The sequence below is a fragment of the Sulfuriferula sp. GW1 genome (assembly GCF_047300855.1).
GTDB lineage: Bacteria > Pseudomonadota > Gammaproteobacteria > Burkholderiales > Sulfuriferulaceae > Sulfuriferula.
In genome coordinates this window covers 2,968,446-2,992,264 of sequence record NZ_CP170197.1, presented here as the reverse complement: position 1 = coordinate 2,992,264, position 23,819 = coordinate 2,968,446, and the positions used below count along the sequence as shown (strand labels likewise).

At 60.3% G+C, this 23,819-nt stretch carries 23 protein-coding genes, 1 other RNA gene and 1 pseudogene; 14 read left to right on the top strand and 11 right to left on the bottom strand.

The window, feature by feature from the left end:
* Positions 1-9: 9 nt before the first annotated feature.
* From petA to ACFDAU_RS14665, 10 genes are all read right to left on the bottom strand, one after another.
* Complete coding sequence (gene petA, locus ACFDAU_RS14710; RefSeq protein WP_413437650.1) at positions 10-606, bottom strand: ubiquinol-cytochrome c reductase iron-sulfur subunit; 597 nt, start codon at positions 604-606, stop codon at positions 10-12.
* A 2-nt stretch (positions 607-608) separates the two neighbouring features.
* Positions 609-845 carry a hypothetical protein gene (locus ACFDAU_RS14705; RefSeq protein ID WP_124703182.1) on the bottom strand — a complete coding sequence of 79 codons (237 nt, stop codon included), beginning with the start codon at positions 843-845 and terminating at the stop codon, positions 609-611.
* A gap of 141 nt (positions 846-986) precedes the next feature.
* Positions 987-1,361, bottom strand: coding sequence for a hypothetical protein (locus ACFDAU_RS14700; protein ID WP_413437648.1), 375 nt, complete (start codon positions 1,359-1,361; stop codon positions 987-989).
* 69 nt (positions 1,362-1,430) lie between these two features.
* Complete coding sequence (locus tag ACFDAU_RS14695; protein ID WP_413437647.1) at positions 1,431-1,835, bottom strand: PRC-barrel domain-containing protein; 405 nt, start codon at positions 1,833-1,835, stop codon at positions 1,431-1,433.
* A gap of 124 nt (positions 1,836-1,959) precedes the next feature.
* Entirely contained in the window at positions 1,960-2,100 is a 141-nt protein-coding gene (locus ACFDAU_RS14690; protein ID WP_413437646.1) for a cbb3-type cytochrome oxidase subunit 3, read from the bottom strand.
* A gap of 231 nt (positions 2,101-2,331) precedes the next feature.
* Positions 2,332-3,675, bottom strand: a complete 1,344-nt coding sequence (locus ACFDAU_RS14685; RefSeq protein WP_413437645.1) for a ClcB-like voltage-gated chloride channel protein — start codon at positions 3,673-3,675, stop codon at positions 2,332-2,334.
* A 39-nt stretch (positions 3,676-3,714) separates the two neighbouring features.
* Complete coding sequence (locus ACFDAU_RS14680) at positions 3,715-5,124, bottom strand: sigma-54-dependent transcriptional regulator (RefSeq protein ID WP_413437644.1); 1,410 nt, start codon at positions 5,122-5,124, stop codon at positions 3,715-3,717.
* Positions 5,117-6,619, bottom strand: a complete 1,503-nt coding sequence (locus ACFDAU_RS14675; RefSeq protein WP_413437643.1) for a two-component system sensor histidine kinase NtrB — start codon at positions 6,617-6,619, stop codon at positions 5,117-5,119. Before ACFDAU_RS14675 ends, ACFDAU_RS14680 begins: the two co-directional genes overlap by 8 nt.
* Before the next feature lie 6 nt (positions 6,620-6,625).
* The gene (locus ACFDAU_RS14670) at positions 6,626-7,876 is read right to left on the bottom strand and encodes a YfdX family protein (protein WP_413437642.1); all 1,251 of its coding nucleotides are present in this window, start codon (positions 7,874-7,876) and stop codon (positions 6,626-6,628) included.
* A 173-nt stretch (positions 7,877-8,049) separates the two neighbouring features.
* Complete coding sequence (locus ACFDAU_RS14665) at positions 8,050-8,562, bottom strand: DUF1269 domain-containing protein (protein WP_413437640.1); 513 nt, start codon at positions 8,560-8,562, stop codon at positions 8,050-8,052.
* Positions 8,563-8,710: 148 nt separating this feature from the next.
* Between ACFDAU_RS14665 and rnpB the strand changes: the two genes are divergently transcribed.
* An RNA gene (rnpB, locus tag ACFDAU_RS14660) (RNase P RNA component class A) lies at positions 8,711-9,004 on the top strand.
* 36 nt (positions 9,005-9,040) lie between these two features.
* Here the strand turns inward: rnpB and ACFDAU_RS14655 are convergent.
* Positions 9,041-9,439: a hypothetical protein gene (locus tag ACFDAU_RS14655; protein WP_413437639.1), complete on the bottom strand. Its 399-nt coding sequence runs from the start codon at positions 9,437-9,439 to the stop codon at positions 9,041-9,043.
* Positions 9,440-9,691: 252 nt separating this feature from the next.
* Between ACFDAU_RS14655 and greB the strand changes: the two genes are divergently transcribed.
* The 13 genes and pseudogenes from greB to murB all read left to right on the top strand — a co-directional run bounded on the left by greB (position 9,692) and on the right by murB (position 23,811).
* Positions 9,692-10,273 carry a transcription elongation factor GreB gene (gene greB / locus ACFDAU_RS14650; RefSeq protein WP_413437638.1) on the top strand — a complete coding sequence of 194 codons (582 nt, stop codon included), beginning with the start codon at positions 9,692-9,694 and terminating at the stop codon, positions 10,271-10,273.
* Positions 10,274-10,529: 256 nt separating this feature from the next.
* Entirely contained in the window at positions 10,530-10,976 is a 447-nt protein-coding gene (gene mraZ, locus ACFDAU_RS14645; protein ID WP_124703171.1) for a division/cell wall cluster transcriptional repressor MraZ, read from the top strand.
* The gene (rsmH, locus tag ACFDAU_RS14640; protein ID WP_413437637.1) at positions 10,973-11,911 is read left to right on the top strand and encodes a 16S rRNA (cytosine(1402)-N(4))-methyltransferase RsmH; all 939 of its coding nucleotides are present in this window, start codon (positions 10,973-10,975) and stop codon (positions 11,909-11,911) included. The genes mraZ and rsmH overlap by 4 nt, the downstream gene beginning before the upstream one ends.
* Positions 11,908-12,186 carry a cell division protein FtsL gene (gene ftsL, locus ACFDAU_RS14635; RefSeq protein ID WP_413437636.1) on the top strand — a complete coding sequence of 93 codons (279 nt, stop codon included), beginning with the start codon at positions 11,908-11,910 and terminating at the stop codon, positions 12,184-12,186. Before rsmH ends, ftsL begins: the two co-directional genes overlap by 4 nt.
* Entirely contained in the window at positions 12,183-13,931 is a 1,749-nt protein-coding gene (locus ACFDAU_RS14630) for a peptidoglycan D,D-transpeptidase FtsI family protein (RefSeq protein ID WP_413437635.1), read from the top strand. Before ftsL ends, ACFDAU_RS14630 begins: the two co-directional genes overlap by 4 nt.
* Entirely contained in the window at positions 13,928-15,409 is a 1,482-nt protein-coding gene (locus ACFDAU_RS14625) for a UDP-N-acetylmuramoyl-L-alanyl-D-glutamate--2,6-diaminopimelate ligase (protein ID WP_413437634.1), read from the top strand. Before ACFDAU_RS14630 ends, ACFDAU_RS14625 begins: the two co-directional genes overlap by 4 nt.
* The gene (locus tag ACFDAU_RS14620; protein WP_413439554.1) at positions 15,406-16,752 is read left to right on the top strand and encodes a UDP-N-acetylmuramoyl-tripeptide--D-alanyl-D-alanine ligase; all 1,347 of its coding nucleotides are present in this window, start codon (positions 15,406-15,408) and stop codon (positions 16,750-16,752) included. The genes ACFDAU_RS14625 and ACFDAU_RS14620 overlap by 4 nt, the downstream gene beginning before the upstream one ends.
* Positions 16,752-17,837 (top strand): phospho-N-acetylmuramoyl-pentapeptide-transferase, encoded by a 1,086-nt coding sequence (mraY, locus tag ACFDAU_RS14615; protein WP_413437633.1) that lies wholly within the window; start codon positions 16,752-16,754, stop codon positions 17,835-17,837. Before ACFDAU_RS14620 ends, mraY begins: the two co-directional genes overlap by 1 nt.
* Positions 17,837-19,184: pseudogene (gene murD, locus ACFDAU_RS14610) on the top strand (UDP-N-acetylmuramoyl-L-alanine--D-glutamate ligase). The gene mraY and the pseudogene murD overlap by 1 nt, the downstream one beginning before the upstream one ends.
* Entirely contained in the window at positions 19,181-20,353 is a 1,173-nt protein-coding gene (ftsW, locus tag ACFDAU_RS14605; protein ID WP_413437632.1) for a putative lipid II flippase FtsW, read from the top strand. The pseudogene murD and the gene ftsW overlap by 4 nt, the downstream one beginning before the upstream one ends.
* Positions 20,350-21,444, top strand: a complete 1,095-nt coding sequence (murG, locus tag ACFDAU_RS14600; protein ID WP_413437631.1) for an undecaprenyldiphospho-muramoylpentapeptide beta-N-acetylglucosaminyltransferase — start codon at positions 20,350-20,352, stop codon at positions 21,442-21,444. The genes ftsW and murG overlap by 4 nt, the downstream gene beginning before the upstream one ends.
* The gene (gene murC / locus ACFDAU_RS14595) at positions 21,441-22,838 is read left to right on the top strand and encodes a UDP-N-acetylmuramate--L-alanine ligase (RefSeq protein WP_413437630.1); all 1,398 of its coding nucleotides are present in this window, start codon (positions 21,441-21,443) and stop codon (positions 22,836-22,838) included. The genes murG and murC overlap by 4 nt, the downstream gene beginning before the upstream one ends.
* Positions 22,828-23,811: a UDP-N-acetylmuramate dehydrogenase gene (gene murB / locus ACFDAU_RS14590; RefSeq protein WP_413437629.1), complete on the top strand. Its 984-nt coding sequence runs from the start codon at positions 22,828-22,830 to the stop codon at positions 23,809-23,811. The genes murC and murB overlap by 11 nt, the downstream gene beginning before the upstream one ends.
* Positions 23,812-23,819: the final 8 nt, after the last annotated feature.

The window sequence follows — 23,819 nt, the reverse complement described above, 5'->3', positions numbered from 1 at the left end:
GTGGGGTATCTAGCCTGTTTTCTTGTCTGCACCAATCAATATCAGGGTCTCGCTCAGGTAGGTATGTTGAGGAATCTTCAGGTTGAGCGGTGCCGGCACGTCCTTGAATACCCGTCCCGCCAGATCGTATTTGGAGCCGTGGCAAGGGCATAGAAAACCACCCGGCCAATTCGCCCCTATATCGGGTGCCCCCACCTCCCTGCGATAGGTTGGAACGCAACCTAGGTGTGTACAGATACCGATTGCGACAAAGTATTCAGGCTTGATCGAACGGGTCGCGTTCTGGCAATAAGCGGGTTGCTGGGGCTGTCGTGACAGCGGATCAAGCAGCAACTGATCATGCTTGCCCAACCGGTCGAGCATGGATTGGGTGCGATGCAGAACCCATACCGGCTGTTTGCGCCATGTGAAGGTCACCAGCATGCCCGGCTCAATCTTGCGGATGTCTGCGTCGACCGGACCGCCTTCGGCCAGCGCTCTCTGGCTCGGCATCATGCTCATCACGAACGGATAGGCGGTCATCACGAACCCTGCGCCCGCCACCGCAGTGGTGGCGGCAATCAGGAAGCGCCTGCGGTTAAAGTTGAATTCTGTCGGCTCGACCATTTTCAGAGGATTTCGAAAGAAAGCACGAACGAGGCCACCGTCATGCAAATCAGGCCAACGATAAACATGGTGTCAGCCAGATTCTCCAGATGCACCGCCCGCCGCTCGTAGCGCATCGAGGCATAGGACAGGATGGCGCTAAACAGAAACACGACATTGTCGAAGCCGAGTATTTTGTCCACCAGCCTGCTCATGGGGCCGCCCATATGGATGAGTTTGACGATGCTGAGAATCATCATGCAAACACCGACCATTGAGGCGGAAGCCTGCAAAATATGGGAGGAAAGGTTCTTGAACTGGCTCATGCGACAGTTCGGGCGTTTGCCGGCCCGTGTTCCTTTAGTCCATTCCAGCCTGCGTGCGCTGAATTCGGAATGGAATCAATAGCAGCGGTAAGGCCAGGGGCCGTAGTAGCAACGGCCGTAGAAATAGCCGTCCGGAGCCGGCCACCAGCGGTTCCAGTCTTGCATGTGCTGATCGCGGCGCACCGCCTCAAGGTAGGTATGCTGCATGTAATCCAGCACCTCATCGGATACGCCCTGCTGGTGCAGGCGCGCGAGCTGGCTGGCCTTGAGGCGATAGACGGTCCCCGCGTCACGCATGCGCTGGATGATTTGATCGGGAGGGTCGCCTTCATGACTGAGACGGATCACCTCAGCAACCGTGACCGGCGCGGGCGGCGGCAGAGTGGCACAACTCGCCAGCATCAATGTCAGGGTGGTTGCGACGAGCAGCGGAAAAATACGACGCCTCATGGCACGCTCCTTGGGTTGACCCCATAGGGTGAGAAAAAGGGGTGCGCAGGCCACCCGTCATGACCTGCTTCATTTGGTGTATTTGAATGCAGGCAAGGACTTGAGCATGGCCTTGGTCGCGCCCGGCAGCAAGAACTTATGTCCTTCGGCTTTGAAATGATTGAACGGAATCAGCACATCATGGCGGTCAATGCCGAGAAAGCCGCCAACGCCGACAACTGCGTAGGACACCGAATTTTCCGGCGACACGATAATGTCTTCAATGACGCCGATTTTCTTCTTGTCATCGTTATAGACCGGTTTGTGCAGGATTTGTTTCTGTGCACTCCAGCCCGCCGCCGCGACGCTGGCCTCCTGCACGGTCACGCCTACAGTTTCGAAGCCAGCGAGCGGGGCGGAATGCGCTATGCCGGAAAGGGAAATGGCCGCTGTGGCGAGCAGGGCCGCTAGTAGATTGGATGGACTGGGTTTCATGCTTTTTCTCCTGAGTTTTTGGGGGTGGGCAGACATAACCGCCGGTCTGTCATCATGTTTTCCGGCCCGCGTCTGTATTCATGTTGCAGTTGCTTTCGGCCAGCGGGGCTGGCGCAGGCAAACCTCAATCCGGCTTTTCATCAAACGGAATGCGGGCTTCCCTGTCGAAGTGAAGCTTGCGTTTTTTGCTGTACACCCAGACTACGATACCCGCGAATGCCGCCAGCAGAATCACGGTATAGATTACATAGGCGCTTGCGCTCATGTGCGCTCTCCTTCATTGAGTCCGATTCCGTATCGGGTCAGAACATTTGCCTTGATGTTGATTGAGCAGTATCCGTGCCACGACTGCAAGGTATTGATAACAAACCAATAATTTTATTAAATTGGGAGAGGGCTGGGGCATATCCCCCAAGATTGGCAAGAGTGTGGGGTGATATCACCCCAAAGTGGTTGGCGGCTTTGGGCGGTGCCGGCGGGGCGGGTTGAGCGGCAGTTATTTTTCGGTATGGAGGCCACGTTTGCGCCGTAGCGCGCCGGCGTAGATCGACTCGCTGCCGCGATGGTCGCGCGCGACAGTGTAGGCGATCACACACGCCAGCATCAGGGGCAGAGTGATTTTGTAATCCAGGGTCATCTCGAAAATCATCAGGATCGCCATCAACGGCGCTTGAGTGGCGGCGGCCAGGAACGCACCCATGCCGACGATGGCGTAAGCGCTGGAAGGCGAGGTCATGCCGGGAAAAATCGCGCCCAGCGCGGTGCCGAACAGCGAGCCGAATGCCGCCCCGATGAACAGGGTAGGAGTGAATACCCCGCCTACAGCGCCGGAACCGATCGTCGCTGCGGTGGCAATGATCTTGAAAATCAGCACCAGGGCGAGCAGTTGCCAGGCAATGTTCTGATGCAGCAGGCTGTTCACCACGCTGTAACCGTTGCCCCATACTTGCGGATAGAACGTGGAAATCGCGCCCACCACCAGTCCGCCCAGCCCCAGCTTCAGGGTGAGAGGCAGCATGGTGCGCGCGAACAGGTTTTCGCTGCGATCAAGAAGTGTAATAAATGAAGGCGCGAGGTGGCCCAGCAGATAGCCCAGGGCAGCGTAGGAAAACAGCTCCCAGTTGGATAGAAACTGAAACGCAGGGATCTGGTACACCGGCGCATATCCGAGGAAATGGTGGATGGTGGTATTGGAGACAACCGAAGCGACGATGAGCGGGCCGAAGCTCTCCATGGCGATGGTACCCATGACGATTTCAGCCACGAACAGTGCACCGGCGATCGGCGCATTATAAGCCGCAGCCAGGCCTGCCGCGGCTCCGCACGCCACCAGCAGGCGTTGCTTGTGCTGGGGCAGGTGCACCCAATATCCTGCCGCTGATCCCACCATGGCGGCAAGCTGCACCATCGCCCCCTCGCGTCCGATCGAGCCTCCCGAGCCGACGGAGAACAATGACGACAGGCTTTTCACCAGGCTGGCGCGGACACCGATGACGCCATCGCCTGCGACGATGGCTTCCATGTAGTCGGTGGTCCGCGCGCTACGCACCCATTTCAGGCCGAATTGCAAAATCGCTCCCGCCAGCAAGCCCCCGGCCAGCGGAATCAGCAGGCGCTGCCACCAGCTCAGCCCTTCGGCGATATGCACCAGGCTGCCGGAGTGGCTCGTGAACAACCACTCAATGAGCTGGATGCCCTCGCGGAACAGCACGGTGGCCAGCGCACCGAGCACGCCGACCACGCCAGCCCAAAGCAGCATGCGGCGTGCCTCTTCCTGCTCGTGCCCGCGCAGGAAGAGCTTGAACCGGGTGATGAGGTGGATTATGGATTTACCTTGCATTGCGCCTTCTCCCGGCGGCGCCTCATTAGGCCGGCTGTTTCAGCCATCCTTGCCGGCTTCAGGTTTGAGTCCGTATTTATCCACCCGGTAACGCAGTGTTTCGCGTGTGGTGCCCAGCGCGCGCGCGGCGGCAGTGACATTGTAGGCGTGGCGTACCAGTGTGGTCTGGATGATGTGACGATCCATGTCGTCGAGCGCCATGCTGCCATCCAGCGGCAGGCACAATAAAGTTTCACTGCTGGCTTGCGGTGGCGCGGGCAGGATGCCGGGGGGAGTGAGTTGCAGCCATTCCTCCTGCAGCGTGTCGGCATCGCCCGGGGTGAGCAGCACGGCGCGCTCGATGGCATTGCGCAGCTCGCGTACGTTGCCCGGCCAGTTGTGTTGCTCAAGCAACAGCCAGGCGCTGTCGCGGATATGGCGTATTTTTTTGCCGGCCTTGAGGTTGAATTCGGCGACAAAGCGTTGCACCAGGGGGCGAATGTCCTCGCGGCGCTGGCGCAGCGGCGGCAATTCAAGGCGGAATACCGACAGGCGATGATAGAAATCTTCACGGAAACGCCGGGCGGCGACCGCTTCAACCAGATCCTGATTGGTGGCGGCGATGAGTTGCACGTCGAGGGTGATTTCGCGGTCGCCGCCCACGCGGCGGATGACCTTGTCCTCGATTGCCTTGAGCAGTTTGGCCTGCAAATCGGGTGCCAGCTCGCCGACCTCATCCAGAAACAGGGTGCCGCCATCGGCCTGCTCGAACAGGCCGCGCCGCCGGGTTTTGGCCCCGGTAAACGCGCCGGGTTCGTGGCCGAACAACTCGGATTCGATCAGTTCATGCGGCAGTGCGGCGCAATTGACCTCCACCAGAGGGGCATTGGCGCGCATCCCGCCGTGATGCAGGATGCGCGCTGCCAGACCTTTGCCGGTTCCGGTTTCGCCGCTGATGAGCAGTGCGGAATAGGGCACGCTGGCCAGCCGTGTCAGCATCTGGCGCACCGCGTTCGAGGCGCTGCTGTCGCCGCTGAAGCTGTCCACGCTGTAGCGCCGCGCCGCCGCCGCCGTGTGTTCGGCAATGCGCCGCTGGGCACGGCCGCTGCGCGTGGCGGCGGCGATGATCAGGTCGAGGCGCGCCAGATCGCAAGGTTTGCTCAGGAAATCCAGTGCGCCCAGTTTCAGCGCGCGCACTGAATCCGGCACGGTGCCGTAGCCGGTGAGGAACAGCCACTCGCCGCCCAGATTTTTCTGGCGCACGGATTCGAGCAAGTCCAGGCCGTTGCCGTCCGGCAGGCTCATGTCGGAGAGCACGATCAGCGGTGTAAGGGTTTCGCTGAACAGCAGGGATTCGGCTTCGGCGATGCTGCGGGCCCAGCTGACCTCCCAGCCTTCGCGTCGGAAATGGCGCTGCAGTTCAGCACCGAGCAGGGATTCGTCTTCAATGATGAGGAGGCTGTCAGGCATGGGCGGCGGCACAAGGCAGGTAGAGGGTGACGCGTGCGCCACCGGCAGGCGGGTTGTCCAGCGCAATGCGTCCGCCCAGATCGTTTACGAAACGGCGCGTGATGGCCAGGCCGAGGCCGGTGCCGGATTCGTGACCGCTGATAAACGGGCGCGGGCCGTGGCTGAGCAGTGTATCGGAAAAGCCGGCACCGCTGTCGGTGACGCTGATTTCGATAGCGTTTTCACGAGGCTGCGCGGTGAGCCGGATATTTCCCGTATTTTCGCCGATCGCGTTGCGCGCGTTGAGAATCAGGTTGAGCAAAGCCTGGCGCAAGCCATCGGCCGAGATCACGCAGTTCAAATCCGCGGGGACATCGGTCACCAGCGTGATGGCAGGCGGCAACAGGTAACGGACCAGGCTGGCCAGGGTGCTGCACAGTTCGGCCAGGTTCACAGTGCTGGGCGGGGCGGGGCGGTGTCGTGCCTGATCCAGCAGGCCATTGAGCAGGCGCGTGATGCGATTGATTTCATCCAGGACCATGTCCAGCCGTTCGGCATGGTCGGCCGACTCGGTTTCACGGCGCAGATTGGTCAGCGCCATCTGGATGCCGGACAGCGGGTTGCGCAGTTCGTGTGCAATGCCGGCAGCGACTTCACCGACGCTGGCCAGCTTTTCCGCCTGCGCCAGATGCTGCTGCTGGTTGAGCAGGGTGGTGCTGGCGGCGCGCACCTGCTGTTCGAGCAGGGTCTCGCGGTTCTGGTGTTCGGCTTCGAGCTCGGCCAGGCGGCTCACCAGATGGTTGTAGCGCAGCAGCAGCGGCTTGATCATCGGATCGGCATGGGCAATCGGGGCGCTGGCGTAATCCTGTTGCGACAAACGTTGCATCAGCCAGCTCAGGTCGCGCAGCGGTAACTGCACGCGATGGCGCAGCAGGTAGAGGGTGGCGAGCGCGAGCAAGGGGAGCACCACGACCAAGGTCAGCGCGAGATTGAATTCGAAGCGCGCAGTGCGTTGCACATCGCTGACCAGTACCGCATGGGCGTTGGTTTCGCGCGTGATGCGGTCATGGATCTGCGCCAGCGTGGAGAGCAGGGTATCGTGGCCGGCATCGCGGCGCGCCAGCAATTGCCGTAGCTGGCTCAATACCGCGGGTGTGTCGGCCACGCGCGAGTGATCGGCAGCGATGATGTCGGCGAGCTGCTGGTCCAGTGCCCGGCGGACGTGCGCAGGGAGCGGCGCCTGCGGATTAACCAGGCGCAAATAGTCGTGTTCTATCTGCATTGAGAGCGCCTGCAAAGCGAGAATATTCTGCATGTGCAATTGCACGGTGCCGATGCGGGTTTCGGCGCGCCATGCGGTCAACGTCATCAGTGCCAGAGCCAGGATCACCACGCTGCCCAGCACCAGGGCAGGCAGTCGCAATGAGCGCAGGATCAGCGCGCTCGACACGGGATAGGAATCAGTATCTTCATAGCTGCTATTCAAACTGGTTTCTGTAGGGTAGGCAAGCCTCATCTCGTGTCAGCTCTGGCTGATCAGGACACCCAGTTCGCCCGCGAGCTGACGGTACTGGTCCGGGCTGCGTTGTGCCGGAGCTTCGGTTGCGAGCCGGGCGACATGTTGTTGCACGCCGTGTATTCCGATTTGCGGCTGGTTATCGGTGCGTGCGATTTGCATTGCCTGGGCGAGGTAGCTTTGCGCGCGCGCCAGCGCTTTTCCGGCGGCCGCCGGCTGGTGTGCGGTAAATTGATCAATGGCCGCATCGCGTAACGCGAGGCGGGCTTCGATGAGCCTGGATTTGACGGGCTGGTCGTGCATTACGATGGCCCATTCATTGCCCAGATAGGCATGGGAGCGTTCAGCCAGAGCGGCTGTCCTGTACCACAAGGTTTGCGCGTCATTAACCAGATTGGCGTCGTCGTTCCGAATGTGTGCGTCGAGCCGGTCGGCATCCTGCAGCAGTTGGTTGGCATCGTCCCTGGCGACCATATCTGTGGTTTGTGCGGCGCGCTGCAGGTAACTGCGCGCGCGTTGCAGTTCGAGCCGGGCTTTGGCGGTTTCGCCCGCCGCGAGCAGGCGGGTGGTTTGCAGCAATGACTGGCGGCCTGCGGCGAAAGGCCTGTTTACACTCACCGACATGAATACGACGCCGTCCTCGGCATTTTTGAGTGCATGGTCGGCACGCTGCCAGTTCTGCTGGTCCAGCGCGTGGCGTGCGGTATCCACGGCCTGTCGGGTATGCGCAAGTGGCAGGTCAGCCTCGGCATAAATCAGTGTGGCATCCGTGGCGTGCAACTCATTGGTACCCGGCTGTTTAAGGCTTTGCTGCGGATGGCTGCGTGTTTGCGCCGGATTCTGCTGCGCCGGAATGAAGTCTCGCAATGTATGCAGGTCGGCATGAATCGGTATCAAATCAGGCTGCACGCGCGCACTACTGTCGTATTCCAGATGTTTTTGCGCGTTCCAGACGTGAGCGGAGACGCGTGTGACAGGCAGGCTGGTTTGCAAACTGGTGAGCAAGTTGCCGGCGTTGTCCAGGGCCTGGTGAGCACTGACGGCATTGCGTAGAGCAATATCTTCCCGTGCCGCAGTGATCTGATGCAGCACTTTGACCGCAGTATCTGACAGTTGCTGTTGCTGTGCAATACTTAAAGCCGGGCTGGGTACCACGGATACCTGTTGCACTACTGGAGCCTCTGCACCCCAGGCGCGCGTCAATACGCTGCCCAACAGCAAGCTGGCAATCAGCGGGTGACAGGAAAAAGTGCGCATGGATGTTCTCCGGCAAAACAACGTCTTGCCCTTTTGCATACAATTGCCGTGCCAGAGTGTAACTTGTTGAAACTGTGTATTAAGCCTGGATTCTGTTGAAGGAGGCGGGGCATATCCACCAATCCTGCGGGGCATAAACCCCGCGCAGCACTAGGCTGTTTTCCCTGTTTGAATCAGGGAAAAGCGGGGATGGTGGGCTCCATATTGCCGCTGCTGGCCTCGGGATGACGGCTTGCGATGAGTTTGCGAATATCATCTACACGTCCACTGGGAACGTCGACCATCATCAAAATGCGTCCCTGCTCGATCGCTTTTTCGTAAGTCTTGAGTCTGGAATTTGGTACGGAACTGGCAATCATGCTCGACACCCAGGCACCGAATGCGGCACCCGCCAACGCGGTCACCAGAATTGTGACCAGCCTCAAGTCGACCCCAGCAGGAGGGAATAATATTCCCACGATACCGGCCAGAATACCGGCAATACCGCCTATCACCAAGCCGCTTTCCATGCCGTGAATGACATCGCTTTTTTGCAGGATAGAAGCTTCGTGCAAGCCATCGAGAGGAATGCCGTCGCGGGCGAGGACATGAATGTGACCCTCGTCAATTCGCGCCAGTAACAAATCATTGACCATCTGCTGGGCGCTGGCAGTATCCGGCACCGTGAAATAGAGTCTGCGTCTCATCGCACTCTCCTTGAAAGAAATAGGACAACGGTAGCCCCGTATCGGGGGTCGGGGCGCCGCAGGAGGGCGGCGTCATACTATTTTTTCTAGGCACTAAATCTATTTATGTCAAGGATATAGACTGGGTTGATAGTGCTAGAATGGCAGGGAAGCTGGCCAGACAGTCGCCGCCCCGGGCAACCGGGGGGGAGGAAAGTCCGGGCTCCACAGAGCAGGATGCCGGTTAATGGCCGGCCGCCGTGAGGCGAGGAACAGGGCCACAGAGACGAGCCGGTTAAGTCCGGAGTGAAACGCGGTAACCTCCATCCGGAGCAAGGCCAAATAGGCAGGCGATGAAGCGGCTCGCTGAGTCTGCGGGTAGGCTGCTTGAGCCGTCGGGTAACCGGCGGCCTAGAGGAATGACTGTCCACGACAAAACCCGGCTTATCGGCCAGCTTCACCTTGTTTCATAGTGGACATTGACGCGGTATTCGAGCAATTATTCCTGCGACGTGCCAGCCCAATGCATGATCAGGCTCTTGGCATGTTTGCCGTCCAGCGTCACGCTGCGGGATTGCTTCACGCCATGGCGTTCTGCGTTTACAGTATATCTGCCCTTGGGCAGGCGAACATACAATAGCGGCCCGGCATCCGGCAGTTCAACTACCGCCTTGTGATGTCTATCCAGAATGGTCACCGGAATGTCTGCGAGGAACGCCCCGTCCTTGCCTTCAGAAAATATGATGTGCAGCGGATATTCATTGGCGATGCTGTGCATTCTTGCCATTCCTTCGTCGCCAATTCCGCCGTTGACGTAATTCGTTGAGTCGTCCGCATGGGCTAATGGTAGAGCAAGGGCCAAAGCGGCAGCCATTACGAAGGATTTTTGCAGTTTCATGATGTTTCCTTTCACTGATGAAATTGATAGGGAACCAGTCGGGCGGCCTCCATTGCTTGCAAGGTTTTCCATCGATCCTGGATGGAGATGAGTTTTGGTATTCGCAATGGATGCGCGCCTTGATGCCTCCTTGCAACGAATTAGAATATTAAATTCGGGTAGGGTTCAGTATAGGACACAGGGCGGGGTTCGCCGGGGCAGACACCGCAGGCGCGTATTGGGTATTCAGAAGTTGAGCATAAACTATTTGCCATGAGTAAAGCATTTACCAAGGAATCCGACGCTGACGACGAGGAGCCGCTATCCCAGCCGCAGTTACCCGCGGGTGCGAAGAACTACATGACTCCGCGCGGCTATGCGTTGCTCAAGGCCGAATTCGACCATCTGCTCAAGGTGGAGCGTCCACAGATGGTAGAAACGGTGTCGTGGGCAGCGTCGAACGGTGATCGCTCGGAGAACGGCGACTACATCTACGGCAAAAAACGCCTGCGCGAGATCGACCGGCGCCTGCGCTATCTCACCAAGCGCCTGGATGATCCGATCGTGGTCGATCCGGTTACCCAGCAGGGTCTGGAGCAAGTGTTTTTCGGCGCCACAGTGACCGTGGGAGAAGAAGACGGTAGCGAGCATGCCTATCAAATCGTTGGCATGGATGAAGCCGACCCCGCTGCCGGTCGCATCAGCTGGGTTTCTCCGCTGGCGCGTGCGCTGGTCAAGGCGCGTGCCGGCGATGTCGTGCGTTTGCAAAGCCCTTCCGGGTTGCGCGAAATCGATGTGCTGGAAGTGCGTTATTTAGTGGACTCCATACCGCCTGCTTTGGCAGGTAACGAATAACCCGGTTCGCGCTGGGCATCTGTTTTACTTTCTTTTCTGGCAACACTTGATATCAAGCCTTCAGATAGTTGGCTATGTACTTATTTTTGATTGTTAATTAGCATTCACTAATGTTGTGTAAGTGTTTGTAACGTCTTGAAAAAATCCCTTTTAGTTGCTTGACCCACTATTGCTTTTTATCTATAGTGGGGCGAAGTGGTGAATTGTGGAGGAAAGTGGGAAATTTCCTCCGGGCTAAGTAATCAAAAGGGGTCTCATGTTCCGCGGCGTCGCAACACTTAACCTGGATAGCAAAGGTCGGCTGGCTGTGCCGTCCAGGTATCGTGACGCGCTCATGGTGCATGGTGCCGGCCGCGTTGTGGTAACCGCCGACCCCAGTCAGTGTCTGCTTTTGTTCCCTCTGCCGGAGTGGGAACCCATCGAGAAAAAACTCAATAGTCTGTCCAGCTTCAATCCCCAGACCCGCAGTTTGCAACGCTTGCTGGTCGGAAATGCCGCCGATCTGGAACTGGATAGTGCCGGGCGTGTTTTGCTGCCTGCCATGCTGCGCCAGTTTGCGGCGCTGGAAAAAAACGTGGTGCTGGTGGGGCAGGGCGTGAAATTCGAATTATGGAATGAAGAACGCTGGCAGGCGCAGATGGAGCAGGCGCTGGTATTCAAGGATGGAGCCATGCCGCCGGAGCTGGAGGGATTCTCGCTGTGAGCTCCGGCTTACGGCATGAGACGGTTCTACTTGAGGAGGCGGTTGCGGCACTGAACATCCAGCCAGACGGTGTGTATGTGGACGCAACTTTTGGCCGCGGCGGACACAGCCGCAGCATATTGGCGCAATTGGGAACGAATGGGCGGTTGATAGCGTTGGATAAAGACCCGGCAGCCACGGCGGTGGGCCAAGGCTGGAAAGATCCTCGTTTCGAGATTGTTCATGGCAGCTTCGCGCAGATGACAGAAATATTGCACGCGCGAGGCTTAACTCAGGTGAGTGGTGTGTTGATGGATTTGGGTGTGTCTTCACCGCAACTGGACGAAGCTGAACGCGGTTTCAGCTTTCGTTTCGACGCGCCGCTCGACATGCGTATGGACACCACGCGCGGGTTGTCTGCCGCAGCCTGGCTGGCTGATGCCGATGAAGGGGAGATCAGGGGGGTCATCAAGGATTATGGCGAAGAGCGGTATGCTAAATCGATTGCAGGCGCGATTGTTGCGCAGAGAGCGGGCGCGCCGATTACAACCACCAAAAGGCTTGCGGATCTCGTGGCGGGAGTCGTGCCCACGCGCGAGCCCGGGCAGAATCCGGCGACCCGCACCTTTCAGGCTATACGGATTTACATCAATCGGGAGCTTGAGGAGTTGTCGCTAGCATTGCCCCAGGCTGAACAGTTGCTCGCTCCCGGCGGGCGCCTGGCGGTGATCAGCTTTCACTCGCTGGAAGACCGCATCGTCAAGCGCTTCATGCGTGAAGCGTCAAGCCCGCCACCGCTACCGCGCCGTTTGCCGATCCGTGCTGCCGATATCGCCGCGCCCAAAATGCGTCTGGTGGGGCGTGCAATTCGTCCGCAAGCCTCCGAAATAGCCGCAAATCCCCGCGCGCGCAGCGCCACGCTGCGCATTATCGAGCGATGCGGGGGCGATAAGTGAGCCGGATCAATCTGGTGCTATTGGCGCTGGTCGTCATTTGTGCACTGGGCGTGGTGAACAGCCAGCATCACGGGCGCCAGCTGTTTGTCGAGTTGCAGCAAGCGCAGGCACGCCAGCGTCAGCTGGATGTGGAGTGGGGCCAATTGCAGCTGGAACAAAGCACCTGGGCAATGCATGGGCGTATTGAAAAACTGGCGACCCAGCGCCTGCATATGCAGGTGCCCTCCGCCGACAGGGTGCAGGTGGTGAATGACATGGGTGGCGTCGCGCAATGAGCCGAATTGCCGCCCGCCCGTCCAGTCATTTGCTGGAACTGCACTTGCAGCGCTGGCGTGGCCGCGTCGTAGCCGCACTGTTGCTGCTGTGGTTGCTGATGCTGGTGGGGCGTGCCGTGTATCTGCAGGGGCTGCATCATGATTTCCTGCAACGCAAAGGTGACGCGGTGGTGAATCGCATCCTGGTATTGCCCGCGCACCGGGGCATGATTACCGACCGGCGCGGCGAACCGCTGGCTATCAGTACGCCGATGGAGTCGCTGTGGGCCAATCCGGTTTCGGTCAGTGCCAATCAGGAGCAGGTCATGCATCTGGCGAGGCTGCTGGGAATGCCGGTAAAAGACTTGCAAGCCCGGCTGAACGAGCAAGACCGGGAATTCGTTTATATCAAACGCCAGTTGCCCCCGGATCAGGCTGCTGCCGCAACCCAGCTGGGTATACCGGGGCTGTATCTGCGGCGCGAATACCGGCGTTACTACCCCTCTGCAGATGTCACCGCACAGTTGCTGGGTTTTACCAACGTGGATGACGTGGGTCAGGAAGGTTTGGAGCTGACCTATCAGAACTGGCTTGCCGGGATACCCGGCAGCCGTCGCGTCGTCAAGGACAGGCGCGGCAATATCGTGGAGGATCTGGAAAGTATCCAGAGCCCGAAGCCGGGGCGCGATCTGGCGCTGTCGATCGACATGAAGATTCAGTATCTGGCCTACCGGGAATTGCAGGCTGCCGTGCTCGCCAACAAAGCCAAGGATGGCGCAATTGTGGTGCTGGATGCCAAAACCGGCGAGATTCTGGCAATGGCCAATCTGCCGTCCTACAACCCCAACAACCGTGAAGGCGTCAAGCTCTGGCAGATGCGCAATCATGCGGTCACCGACGAATATGAGCCGGGATCGACGATGAAACCGTTTACCGTGGCGGCAGCACTGGATGCCGGCACCATCAAGCCGGATACGGTGATAGATACCGGCGACGGTACTTATGAATTGGGTAACCGGCGCATCCACGATACCCACGCCAACGGCATGCTCACCATCTCGCAGATTATCGAGAAATCCAGCAATATCGGCGCAGCCAAGATCGCGCTGGAACTCAAGCCGGAATATTTCTGGGATGAATTGCACAAGGCCGGATTCGGTACCGCGCCGAAAATCGGATTTCCGGGGGCCGCCAGTGGCCGTTTGCGCCCGTATCAGAACTGGCGGCCCATCGAACAGGCCACCATGGCCTATGGCAACGGGATTGCGGTCAGCCTGCTGCAAATGGCGCGCGGGTATACCGTGTTCGCCAATGACGGCGTGATGAAAACAGTTTCTTTGTTGAAACAGGATGTGCCTTCAGATAATGGCGTGCAGGTATTCAGCCCGGCAGCCGCTCGTGCGGTGCGCGCCATGATGGAAACGGTCGTGTCGCCGGAAGGTACTGCGCCGCGTGCCCAGGTGGCCGGCTACCGGGTGGCGGGCAAGACCGGCACCGCGCACAAGCCGGAAGACGGACGCTACTCTGCCCACAAATACATAGCTTCGTTTATCGGCATGGCGCCGGCGAGTAATCCGCGTCTGATTGTCGCTGTGATGATCGATGAGCCCGACGCCGGTCAGTATTACGGCGGCATCGTCGCGGCGCCGGTATTCAGCAGCGTGATGAGCGGCGCGCTGCGCGTGCTCGACGTACCGCCGGACAACCCCACCGGCAACGTGGTGCTGCCGCCGGCGGCAAGCCATGCGGAAGAGGAATCGATGTGATCGCCGCATCCGATGCCCAACAGCAAACTGCCGCCGGCATCCTGGACGCACTGGCACGCCAGGGCGCGCGTTTGACTGCGCTCACCGCCGACAGCCGTAAAGTCACGCCGGGTTGCGGCTTTGCTGCATACCCGGGTGATACAAGCGATGGCCGCAGTTATCTGGATCAGGCGATTGCGGCCGGGGCGGCAGGTGTGCTGTGGGAGCAGCGTGACTATGCCTGGCCGCAGGAATGGTCGCAGTTGCCCAATGTGGCGGTGGCCGGCCTGAAAGATCGCATTGGTGAAATTGCCGCAGCGGTATATGGCAATCCATCCGACAAATTGTGGGTGATCGGGGTGACCGGCACCAATGGTAAAACTTCCTGTGCACACTGGCTGGCGCAAAGTCTATCCGGCAGCGGTCGGCGCAGCGCGCTGATCGGAACGCTGGGAAATGGTTTTCCCGATGCGCTGACGCCGTCAGACAATACCACCCCCGATGCCATTGTGTTGCAACAGGCGCTGGCCGGATATGTCGAGCAGGGCGCGACTGCTGCGGTGATGGAGGTGTCTTCGCATGGGTTGGTACAAGGCCGGGTGAATGGCGTGCGATTCGACGTGGCCGTGCTCACCAACCTGTCACGCGACCATCTTGACTACCACGGCGACATGGACAGTTACGCTGCAGCCAAGGCCGCGTTGTTCAAATGGCCCGGCCTGCGTTACGCGGTGCTCAATATGGATGATGAATTTGGTCGCGCACTGTCTGGGCAGTTAAGCGGCAGCAGGGTTGAGGTGGTGAGTTACGGCATGTGTAGCGGCCGGGTGCGCGGCACCGCACTCAAGCTCAGCGCCGGCGGCCTGGAAATGGATATCGAATCCGAATGGGGTCATGCACATCTGGTTTCATCTCTGCTGGGCGGTTTCAATGCCCACAATCTGCTTGCTACGCTGGCAACGCTATTGGTCAGCGGTGTGCCGATGGCGGATGCGGTGCGGCAACTGGCGATGATCAAGCCCGTGGCAGGGCGCATGCAGGCGTTGGGAGGCAACGGCAAACCCGTGGTCGTGGTGGACTATGCGCATACCCCCGATGCGCTGGAAAAAGTGCTTTGCACCCTGCGTGAAATAAATCCGCACGGAAAGCTGATTTGCGTATTCGGCTGCGGCGGCAGGCGCGACAAGGGGAAGCGCCCGCTGATGGGCGCCATTGCTGCAAAACTGGCAGACCATGTGATCGTCACTTCGGACAATCCCCGTAACGAAGACCCGCAGGCCATCATCGCGGACATCACGGCGGGCATGAGCGACGGCTATTGCATCGAAGCTGACCGCGGCGCGGCCATAGCGGCGGCGGTGAGGTTGGCAGGGGCCGGCGATGTGGTACTGGTGGCGGGCAAGGGGCATGAAGATTATCAGGAGATACACGGCGTGAAGTACCCGTTCAGCGATGTTGGCGTTGCCACTCAGGCACTGGAGGGGTGGGCATGCGCATGACCACGCTGGCTACGGCCGCCGCCGCCCTCCATGCCAGGATGCGCGGCACAGATGTGGAATTTGATCGCGTCGCCACCGACACCCGCACCATTCAGCCGGGCGATTTGTTTGTGGCGCTCAAAGGCGGGAATTTTGATGGCCATCACTTCGCCCAGCAGGCGCTGGATAAGGGCGCGGTCGCGGTAATGATCGCCACAGATAGCGGCTGCAGCGCGCACCCTGCACTGCTGGTCGACGATACGCGGCTGGCGCTGGGTCAGCTGGCAGCATGGTGGCGTACGCAAATGCCCGCACGCCTGGTGGCCATTACCGGAAGCAACGGTAAAACCACCGTCAAGGAAATGCTCGCGTCGATCCTGAGCGCAGCCAGTTCCAGCGCGGCGGTCCTGTCTACCCAGGGCAATTTCAATAACGACATCGGCATGCCGCTTACGCTGCTGCGCCTGCGCCCGCAGCATCGATACGGGGTGATCGAGATGGGCATGAACCACAGCGGCGAAATTGACTACCTGACCCGGCTGGCCAGACCCGATGTGGCGCTGGTCAACAACGCGGGTGCTGCGCATGTGGGCATGCTGGGCTCGGTAGAAAACGTGGCGCGTGCGAAAGGCGAAATCTTCGTGGGTCTGGGAGAGGGCGGTACAGCGATTATCAATGCCGATGACGCCCACGCCGGACTATGGCGCGCCTTGGCAGGCAAGCATCCGATACTGGATTTCGGCCTGGAACACGGCGTGGTTCGCGGCAGCTACCGGGCCGGCGCGCGCGGCAGCGAAGTGACAGCAGCTACGCCGATCGGGCCGCTGCAATTCAGTCTGCGCGTGGCGGGGGAGCATAACGTACGCAATGCCTTGGCTGCTACCTCTGCCGCACTGGCGTTGGGAGTGGGCGCCAGTGCAATCGTTAACGGCTTGAGTGAATTTGGCGGTGTGGCGGGGCGCTTGCAGTTCAAGCCCGCACTGCATGGCGCCACGCTGATTGACGATACTTACAACGCCAACCCGGATTCGGTAAACGCTGCACTGGCAGTGCTGGCGGCCATTCCCGGCAAGAAGATTGTGGTGCTGGGCGACATGGGCGAGCTGGGTGAGGATGCGGCCGCCATGCACGCAGACATCGGGCGTGCTGCACGTGCGGCAAACGTTAACAGGCTGCTTGCACTGGGCGAAATGAGTGCGGCGGCCGTGACGACATTCGGCGCAGGCGCGATGCATTTCGAGCGTATTGAAGAGTTGCTGGCGGAACTGGAAAACCGGCTGGATGCCGAAGTGACCGTCTTGGTAAAAGGATCCCGTTTCATGCAGATGGAACGGGTGGTGAAGAGTTTTGAGGTAAAACACTAATGCTGCTCTGGCTTGCTCAATACCTGGCGCAGGATATACGTGCGTTCAACGTGTTCAATTACATCACGCTGCGCGCGGTGCTGGCCACGCTGACCTCACTCACCATTTCGTTCGTGGTCGGGCCCGCAGTGATCCGCAAACTGACTTCGATGAAAATAGGTCAGGCCGTGCGCGATGACGGTCCGCAAAGTCATCTGATCAAGGCGGGCACACCCACCATGGGCGGTGCGTTGATCCTGGTGTCCATTACCATTTCCACTCTGTTGTGGGCGGATTTGTCCAACCATTATGTCTGGGTGGTGCTATTCACTACACTTGGGTTTGGTGCGGTGGGCTGGGTGGACGATTACCGCAAAGTAGTGCACCGCAATCCCAAGGGCCTGTCGGCCAAGGCCAAATATTTCTGGCAATCGTTGATCGGGCTGATTGCGGCACTGTTTATAGCCTACTCCACGCAGTTGCCCGCGCAGACCGAGCTGATCGTACCGTTCTTCAAACATATCGGCATTCCGCTGGGTGCAGTGGGCTTTGTCATCCTGACCTATTTCGTCATCGTCGGCTCCAGCAATGCGGTCAACCTGACCGATGGTCTCGATGGGCTGGCGATCATGCCCACGGTGATGGTGGCTTCGGCGCTGGGCATTTTCGCCTACGTGGCCGGCAACGCGGTGTTTTCCAAATACCTGGGCGTGCCGCATATTCCCGGAGCGGGCGAATTGGTGGTGTTTTGCACCGCCATGGCCGGGGCAGGGCTGGCCTTCCTGTGGTTCAACGCCTACCCGGCAGAAGTATTCATGGGCGACGTCGGCGCGCTGGCGCTGGGCGCTGCGCTGGGCGTGGTCGCCGTGATCGTGCGTCAGGAGATCGTGCTGTTCATCATGGGTGGCGTGTTCGTGGTGGAGACCCTGTCGGTGGTGATCCAGGTGGCGTCGTTCAAGCTTACCGGCAAGCGCGTGTTCCGCATGGCGCCGCTGCATCACCACTATGAATTGAAGGGCTGGAAGGAGACGCAAGTCGTCGTCCGTTTCTGGATCATCACCATGATGCTGGTGCTGATCGGCTTGTCTACGTTGAAGCTGCGCTGATGAATTTGTACGGACAAAATATTCTGGTGCTCGGGCTGGGCGATACCGGCCTGTCTGCGGCGCGCTGGCTGGCGCGGCGCGGTGCCACCGTGCGTGTGGCGGACAGTCGTGGCGCACCGCCTAATCTGGTGCGTCTGCATGAATTGCTGCCAGATGTGGCGGTATCCACCGGCCCGTTTCGCAACGCGGATTTCGACTGGGCCGAACGCATCGTGGTGAGCCCCGGTGTGGCCGTGTCCGAGCCGTCGATCCAGCAGGCCATGCTGCGCGGCGTGCCCGTGGAGGGTGATGTCGAGCTGTTCGCCCAGGCTGTTCCCGCGACAGCTAAAGTCATCGCCATCACCGGTTCCAATGGCAAGAGCACCGTCACCAGCATGGTCGGTGCAATGTGCGCGGCGGCAGGAAAAAAAAACCATCATGGCCGGAAATATTGGTCTGCCGGTGCTGGATGCGCTGGACGACCATCCGGAGACGGATATTTTTGTGCTGGAATTGTCCAGTTTTCAGCTGGAAACCACGGCCAGTCTCAATGCCGCTTCCGCTGCCGTGCTGAATATCAGCGAAGACCATCTCGATCGCTATGCCGATCTCGACGCCTATGTCGCCGCCAAGGCACGAATTTTTAGCGGTGACGGCGTACAGGTATTGAATCGCGATGACGCACGCAGCCTGGGCATGGCATTGCCGTGGCGCACGGTGTTGACCTTTGGCCTGGACGCTCCGGCAATGCTTAACGAATTCGGCATCAGGGATGGCTGGATGTGGGAAGGCAAGCAGCGCCTGATGCCACTGGCACAATTGCCGCTGACCGGTCTGCATAATGCCGCCAATGCGCTCGCCGCATTTGCGCTATGTCGCGCAGCAGGTTTACAGATAGCGCCACTGGTCGAGGCCTTGCGCCAATTCCGTGGTCTGCCGCACCGGGTTGAGTGGGTGGCGGCGATCAATGGCATTGAATTCTATGACGATTCCAAAGGCACCAATGTGGGCGCTACCGAGGCTGCGCTGAAAGGGATGGATAAAAAGGTGGTGCTGATCGCCGGTGGCGACGGCAAGGGGCAGGATTTCAGTCCGCTCAGGGATGCCGTGGCGCAGCATGCGCGTGCCGTGGTACAGATTGGACGCGACGGTGCATTGATAGCCGCTGCGCTCACCGGCGCCGGCGTACCCGTGCTGCGCGCCGAAAGCATGCAGGACGCAGTGCAGGCCGCATTTGCAGCTGCTCTGCCGGGTGATGCCGTGCTGCTGTCGCCCGCCTGTGCCAGTTTCGACATGTTCAACAATTATGCCCATCGCGCCCAGGTGTTCATTGACGCAGTGCGTGCCTTGCCAGGAGCCTCCACATGAGCGCTGCCACAGCCGCTGCCATACCGCGCCGTAGCGCAGCGCCGGAATACGATTTTGTGCTGATGTGGATCACGCTGATCCTGCTCGCCTTCGGTCTGGTGATGGTGTATTCGGCCTCCATAGACATCGCCGAGGCGAGCCGCCGCACCGGCCACAATTCCGCGTACTTCCTGATTCGTCAGGCCATGTTCATCGGCCTGGGCCTCGCGGCAGGCTTTGCCGCGTTTCAGGTACCGATGCGCGAGTGGCAGCGTGCCGCGCCGTGGCTGTTCATCGGCGGTCTGGGGTTGCTGGCGATCGTGCTGATTCCGGGCATCGGACGCAATGTCAACGGCAGCCAGCGCTGGCTGCCGCTGGGTATTCTCAATCTGCAGCCGTCCGAGCTGATGAAACTGGTAGCGGTGCTGTATGCCGCCGATTACACGGTGCGCAAGGCCGCCTTCATGCACAGTTTCAAGCAGGGTTTCATGCCGATGCTGATTGTCATGCTGCTGACCGGTTTCCTGTTGCTGCGCGAGCCGGATTTCGGGGCGTTCGTGGTGATCATTGCCATTGCCATGTCGGCACTCTTCCTCGGTGGCTTGAATCTGCGCATTTTCGCCGGATTGATCGTGCTGCTGATCGTCGGTTTCGTGGCGCTGATCTGGAGTTCGCCGTACCGCCTGCAGCGCATTGTCGGCTTCATGGATCCGTGGGCGGATCCGTTCGGCAAGGGCTACCAGCTGTCGCATGCGCTGATCGCGTTCGGGCGCGGCCAATGGTTTGGCCTGGGGCTGGGCGGCAGCGTGGAAAAATTATTCTACCTGCCGGAGGCGCATACCGATTTCCTGCTTGCGGTCATCGCCGAGGAGCTCGGTTTCGTCGGCGTGCTCGCGGTGATTCTGCTGTTTGGCTGGCTGGTGCTGCGCGCGTTCCAGATCGGCCGCCAGGCGGCGGTGCTGGAACGTCATTTCTGCGCGCTGACGGCGATGGGCGTGGGCGTATGGCTGGGCGTGCAGGCCTGCATCAACATGGGCGTGAACATGGGGCTGCTGCCCACCAAGGGATTGACGTTGCCGCTGCTGTCGTTCGGCGGCAGCGGGATCGTAGCCAACTGTATCGCCATCGCGCTGTTGCTGCGCGTGGATCATGAAACCCGCTGCCTGATGCGCGGAAAGAAGGGCTCATGAGCACCGTGCGCACGCTCATGGTCATGGCCGGCGGCACGGGCGGGCATATCTATCCGGGTCTCGCCGTCGCCGCTGCGCTGCGCAATCACGGCTGGAACGTCGTCTGGCTGGGCACCCGCCACGGCATGGAGTCACGCCTGGTGCCGGAGCATGGCTACACCATGGCATGGCTGTCGCTGGGCGGGGTGCGCGGCAATGGCGTGCTGCGCAAACTGCTGTTGCCGGCGACGCTGCTGGTGGCGTTTGCGCAGGCGCTTGGCGCGTTGCTGCGGCACCGTCCCGATGTGGTGCTGGGCATGGGCGGCTATCCGAGCTTTCCGGGCGGCATGATGAGCGTGCTGCTGGGCAAGCCGCTGGTGATCCATGAACAGAATTCGGTGGGAGGGCTGGCCAACCGTGTGCTGGCGTGCGTGGCCGACCGCGTGCTGACCGGCTTCCCGGACGTGTTCAGGGGCAGGCGCGACAAACCCCTGCCCTGCGGCAAGGTGGAGACGACCTGGGTGGGCAATCCGGTGCGTGCGAGTATTGCTGCATTGCCGGCGCCGCAAGCGCGCACGGCGCCGCAACTGCACTTGCTGGTGGTGGGGGGCAGTCTCGGCGCTGCGGCATTGAATGACATCGTGCCGCGCGCGCTGGCGCTGATTCCCGCAGCCGAGCGCCCCACAGTCATCCACCAGTCCGGTGCCCGTCACGCCGACAGCCTGCGCGCCAATTACGCAACAGCAGGAGTGATTGCAGAGGTGCGCGATTACATCGCCGAGATGGCCGAAGTGTATGCCTGGTGTGATATCGCGGTCACCCGGGCGGGTGCGCTGACCATAGCTGAACTGGCGGCGGCGGGCGTGCCGGCCGTACTGGTGCCCTATCCTCACGCGGTGGATGACCACCAGACCGGCAATGCAAAATTTTTGAGTGAAGCCGGCGCAGCGTTGCTCATGCCGCAACCCGAACTGACACCCGACAGGCTGGCGGCGGTGTTGCGCAGCCTGGACCGGGAAAAGCTGCTGGCCATGGCGCAGCATGCGCGCGCCCTGGCGAAGCCGGATGCCACCGAAACCGTAGCGCGGGTATGCATGGAGCTGGCGCCATGAAGCACAAAGTCAAACAGCTGCATTTTGTCGGCATCGGCGGCGCAGGCATGAGCGGCATCGCAGAAGTGCTGGTCAACCTGGGCTTTGTCGTCACCGGTTCCGACATGGCCGAGAACGCGGCGACGCGACGTCTGGCAAAGCTGGGCATCAAGGTATTTAGCGGCCATGCCGCAACACAAATCGCGGGCGCCAATGCCGTGGTGGTTTCCACCGCGGTGAAAGACGACAACCCGGAAGTCATGGCCGCGCGCGAAAAACACATACCGGTAGTGCCGCGCGCAATCATGCTGGCGGAATTGATGCGTCTGCGCCAGGGCATCGGCGTCGCCGGCACCCATGGCAAAACCACAACCACTTCGCTGATCGCCAGCATCCTCGCAGAGGCCGGGATGGATCCGACTTTCGTCATTGGCGGCCGCCTGGAAGCGGCAGGGGCCAATGCGCGCCTGGGCAAGGGCGAATTCATCGTGGCCGAAGCGGATGAATCGGATGCGTCCTTTCTCCACCTCACTCCAGTGCTGGCGGTGGTGACCAATATCGACGCCGATCACATGGAAACCTACGGTCACGATTTCGGCCGCCTGAAGCAGGCGTTCGTGGATTTTGTGCAGCACATTCCTTTTTACGGCATGGCGGTGCTGTGCAGTGACGACGCCAACGTGCGCGAGATCATGCCGCGCATTACCAAACCGATTACCACTTATGGATTGAATGACGGGGCCGATATTCGTGCCGTGGATATCACCCACAGCGGCGGTCAGATGCGTTTCGGCGTCATCAATGGCGGCGGTCGCCGTGTGATGGAAGTCACCCTAAACTTGCCCGGCCTGCATAACGTACTCAATGCATTGGCGGCGATTGCAGTTGGCCTCGAAGTCGGTGCGGCAGAAGGCGCCATCGTCAAGGCCCTGGCTGAATTCAGCGGCGTGGGCCGGCGCTTCCAGCGCTACGGTGAAATTGAAATTGCCACTGGCGGCAGTTTCACGCTGATCGACGACTACGGCCACCATCCGGTGGAAATGGCCGCCACGCTGGCGGCGGCGCGCGCTGCATTTCCAGGACGACGTCTTGTGCTGGCATTCCAGCCGCATCGTTATACCCGCACCCGTGATGTATTCGAGGATTTCGTCAAAGTGTTATCCGGTGTGGATGTGCTGTTGCTGGCCGAAGTGTATGCCGCAGGCGAAGCACCGATTGTGGCGGCAGACGGACGTGCGCTGGCGCGTGCGGTACGGGTGGCGGGCAAGACCGAACCGGTGTTTGTCGAGCACATCAATGAAATGCCGCGCGCGGTGCTGGATACGGTGCAGGACGGCGACGTGGTGTTATGCATGGGGGCCGGTTCCATCGGCCAGATACCGGCCCAGATTGTGGAGGCGGCCAATGCGGCGTAGCGAAGAACTCGGCCATGCCGCCTCGGGCGGGGCGATCAGCAGCCGGTCCGCCGCACGTGGCGAGACGCGACTGCACGAGCCGATGGCGAGACACGTGAGCTGGCGCGCCGGAGGCTGTGCCGAGCGCGTGTATATTCCCGCCGACATCGGCGATCTGGCCGAATATCTGCGTGGACTGCCTGCCGACTTGCCGGTCGCGTTTGCCGGGCTGGGCAGCAATCTTCTGGTGCGTGATGGCGGCATACAGGGCGTGGTGGTGCTGTTGCACGGCGCATTGAAGCGCATTGCGCTGGAGTCGCGTCTCAAAGGCACAAGCTGGGAAAACGAGCCGGTTGAGGGATACGGCGTGGTGTATGCCGAGGCTGGTGTGGCGGCACCCAAGCTGGCACGTTTTGCCGCCAGTCATGACCTGGTGGGCGCCGAATTCATGGCCGGGATTCCCGGCACCGTGGGCGGCGCACTGGCGATGAACGCGGGTTGTTATGGTGCCGAAACCTGGGATGTGGCGGCACAAGTACTGACACTCGATCGTCAGGGGCAACTCACCGAGCGCAGCGCAGCCGAATACACCCTGGGTTACCGCCATGTGGCATTGAACAGCGGCGCAGAAGAATGGTTCGTGGGCGGCTGGTTCCGCCTGCCACGCGGCGATGGTGCCGTATCGCGGCAGCGTATCAAGGATTTGTTGAACCGGCGCATCGCCAGCCAGCCGCTGAATCTGCCCAATGCAGGGTCGGTATTCCGCAATCCTCCGGGCGATTTCGCCGCGCGCCTGATCGAGTCATGCGGCCTCAAAGGGATGCGTATTGGCGGCGCCCAGGTGTCGGAAAAACACGCCAATTTCATCGTCAATACCGGTGGGGCAACGGCAGCCGATATTGAAGATTTGATCGACGAAGTGGAATACCTGGTGAGCAAGCGTACCGGGGTGAGGCTGATACGCGAAGTACGCATTATCGGGACAAGATTGTGAGCGGAGTC

Coding starts and splice junctions, on each gene's coding strand:
- ACFDAU_RS14700 (WP_413437648.1), bottom strand. CDS start 1,361: ATGAGGCGTCGTATTTTTCCGCTGCTCGTCGCAACCACCCTGACATTG.
- ACFDAU_RS14695 (WP_413437647.1), bottom strand. CDS start 1,835: ATGAAACCCAGTCCATCCAATCTACTAGCGGCCCTGCTCGCCACAGCG.
- murG (WP_413437631.1), top strand. CDS start 20,350: ATGAGCACCGTGCGCACGCTCATGGTCATGGCCGGCGGCACGGGCGGG.
- petA (WP_413437650.1), bottom strand. CDS start 606: ATGGTCGAGCCGACAGAATTCAACTTTAACCGCAGGCGCTTCCTGATT.
- ACFDAU_RS14685 (WP_413437645.1), bottom strand. CDS start 3,675: ATGCAAGGTAAATCCATAATCCACCTCATCACCCGGTTCAAGCTCTTC.
- greB (WP_413437638.1), top strand. CDS start 9,692: ATGAGTAAAGCATTTACCAAGGAATCCGACGCTGACGACGAGGAGCCG.
- ACFDAU_RS14665 (WP_413437640.1), bottom strand. CDS start 8,562: ATGAGACGCAGACTCTATTTCACGGTGCCGGATACTGCCAGCGCCCAG.
- ACFDAU_RS14630 (WP_413437635.1), top strand. CDS start 12,183: ATGAGCCGAATTGCCGCCCGCCCGTCCAGTCATTTGCTGGAACTGCAC.
- mraY (WP_413437633.1), top strand. CDS start 16,752: ATGCTGCTCTGGCTTGCTCAATACCTGGCGCAGGATATACGTGCGTTC.
- ACFDAU_RS14690 (WP_413437646.1), bottom strand. CDS start 2,100: ATGAGCGCAAGCGCCTATGTAATCTATACCGTGATTCTGCTGGCGGCA.
- murC (WP_413437630.1), top strand. CDS start 21,441: ATGAAGCACAAAGTCAAACAGCTGCATTTTGTCGGCATCGGCGGCGCA.
- ACFDAU_RS14705 (WP_124703182.1), bottom strand. CDS start 845: ATGATGATTCTCAGCATCGTCAAACTCATCCATATGGGCGGCCCCATG.
- ACFDAU_RS14675 (WP_413437643.1), bottom strand. CDS start 6,619: ATGAGGCTTGCCTACCCTACAGAAACCAGTTTGAATAGCAGCTATGAA.
- murB (WP_413437629.1), top strand. CDS start 22,828: ATGCGGCGTAGCGAAGAACTCGGCCATGCCGCCTCGGGCGGGGCGATC.
- ACFDAU_RS14655 (WP_413437639.1), bottom strand. CDS start 9,439: ATGAAACTGCAAAAATCCTTCGTAATGGCTGCCGCTTTGGCCCTTGCT.
- ftsW (WP_413437632.1), top strand. CDS start 19,181: ATGAGCGCTGCCACAGCCGCTGCCATACCGCGCCGTAGCGCAGCGCCG.
- mraZ (WP_124703171.1), top strand. CDS start 10,530: ATGTTCCGCGGCGTCGCAACACTTAACCTGGATAGCAAAGGTCGGCTG.
- ACFDAU_RS14620 (WP_413439554.1), top strand. CDS start 15,406: ATGACCACGCTGGCTACGGCCGCCGCCGCCCTCCATGCCAGGATGCGC.
- ACFDAU_RS14680 (WP_413437644.1), bottom strand. CDS start 5,124: ATGCCTGACAGCCTCCTCATCATTGAAGACGAATCCCTGCTCGGTGCT.
- ACFDAU_RS14670 (WP_413437642.1), bottom strand. CDS start 7,876: ATGCGCACTTTTTCCTGTCACCCGCTGATTGCCAGCTTGCTGTTGGGC.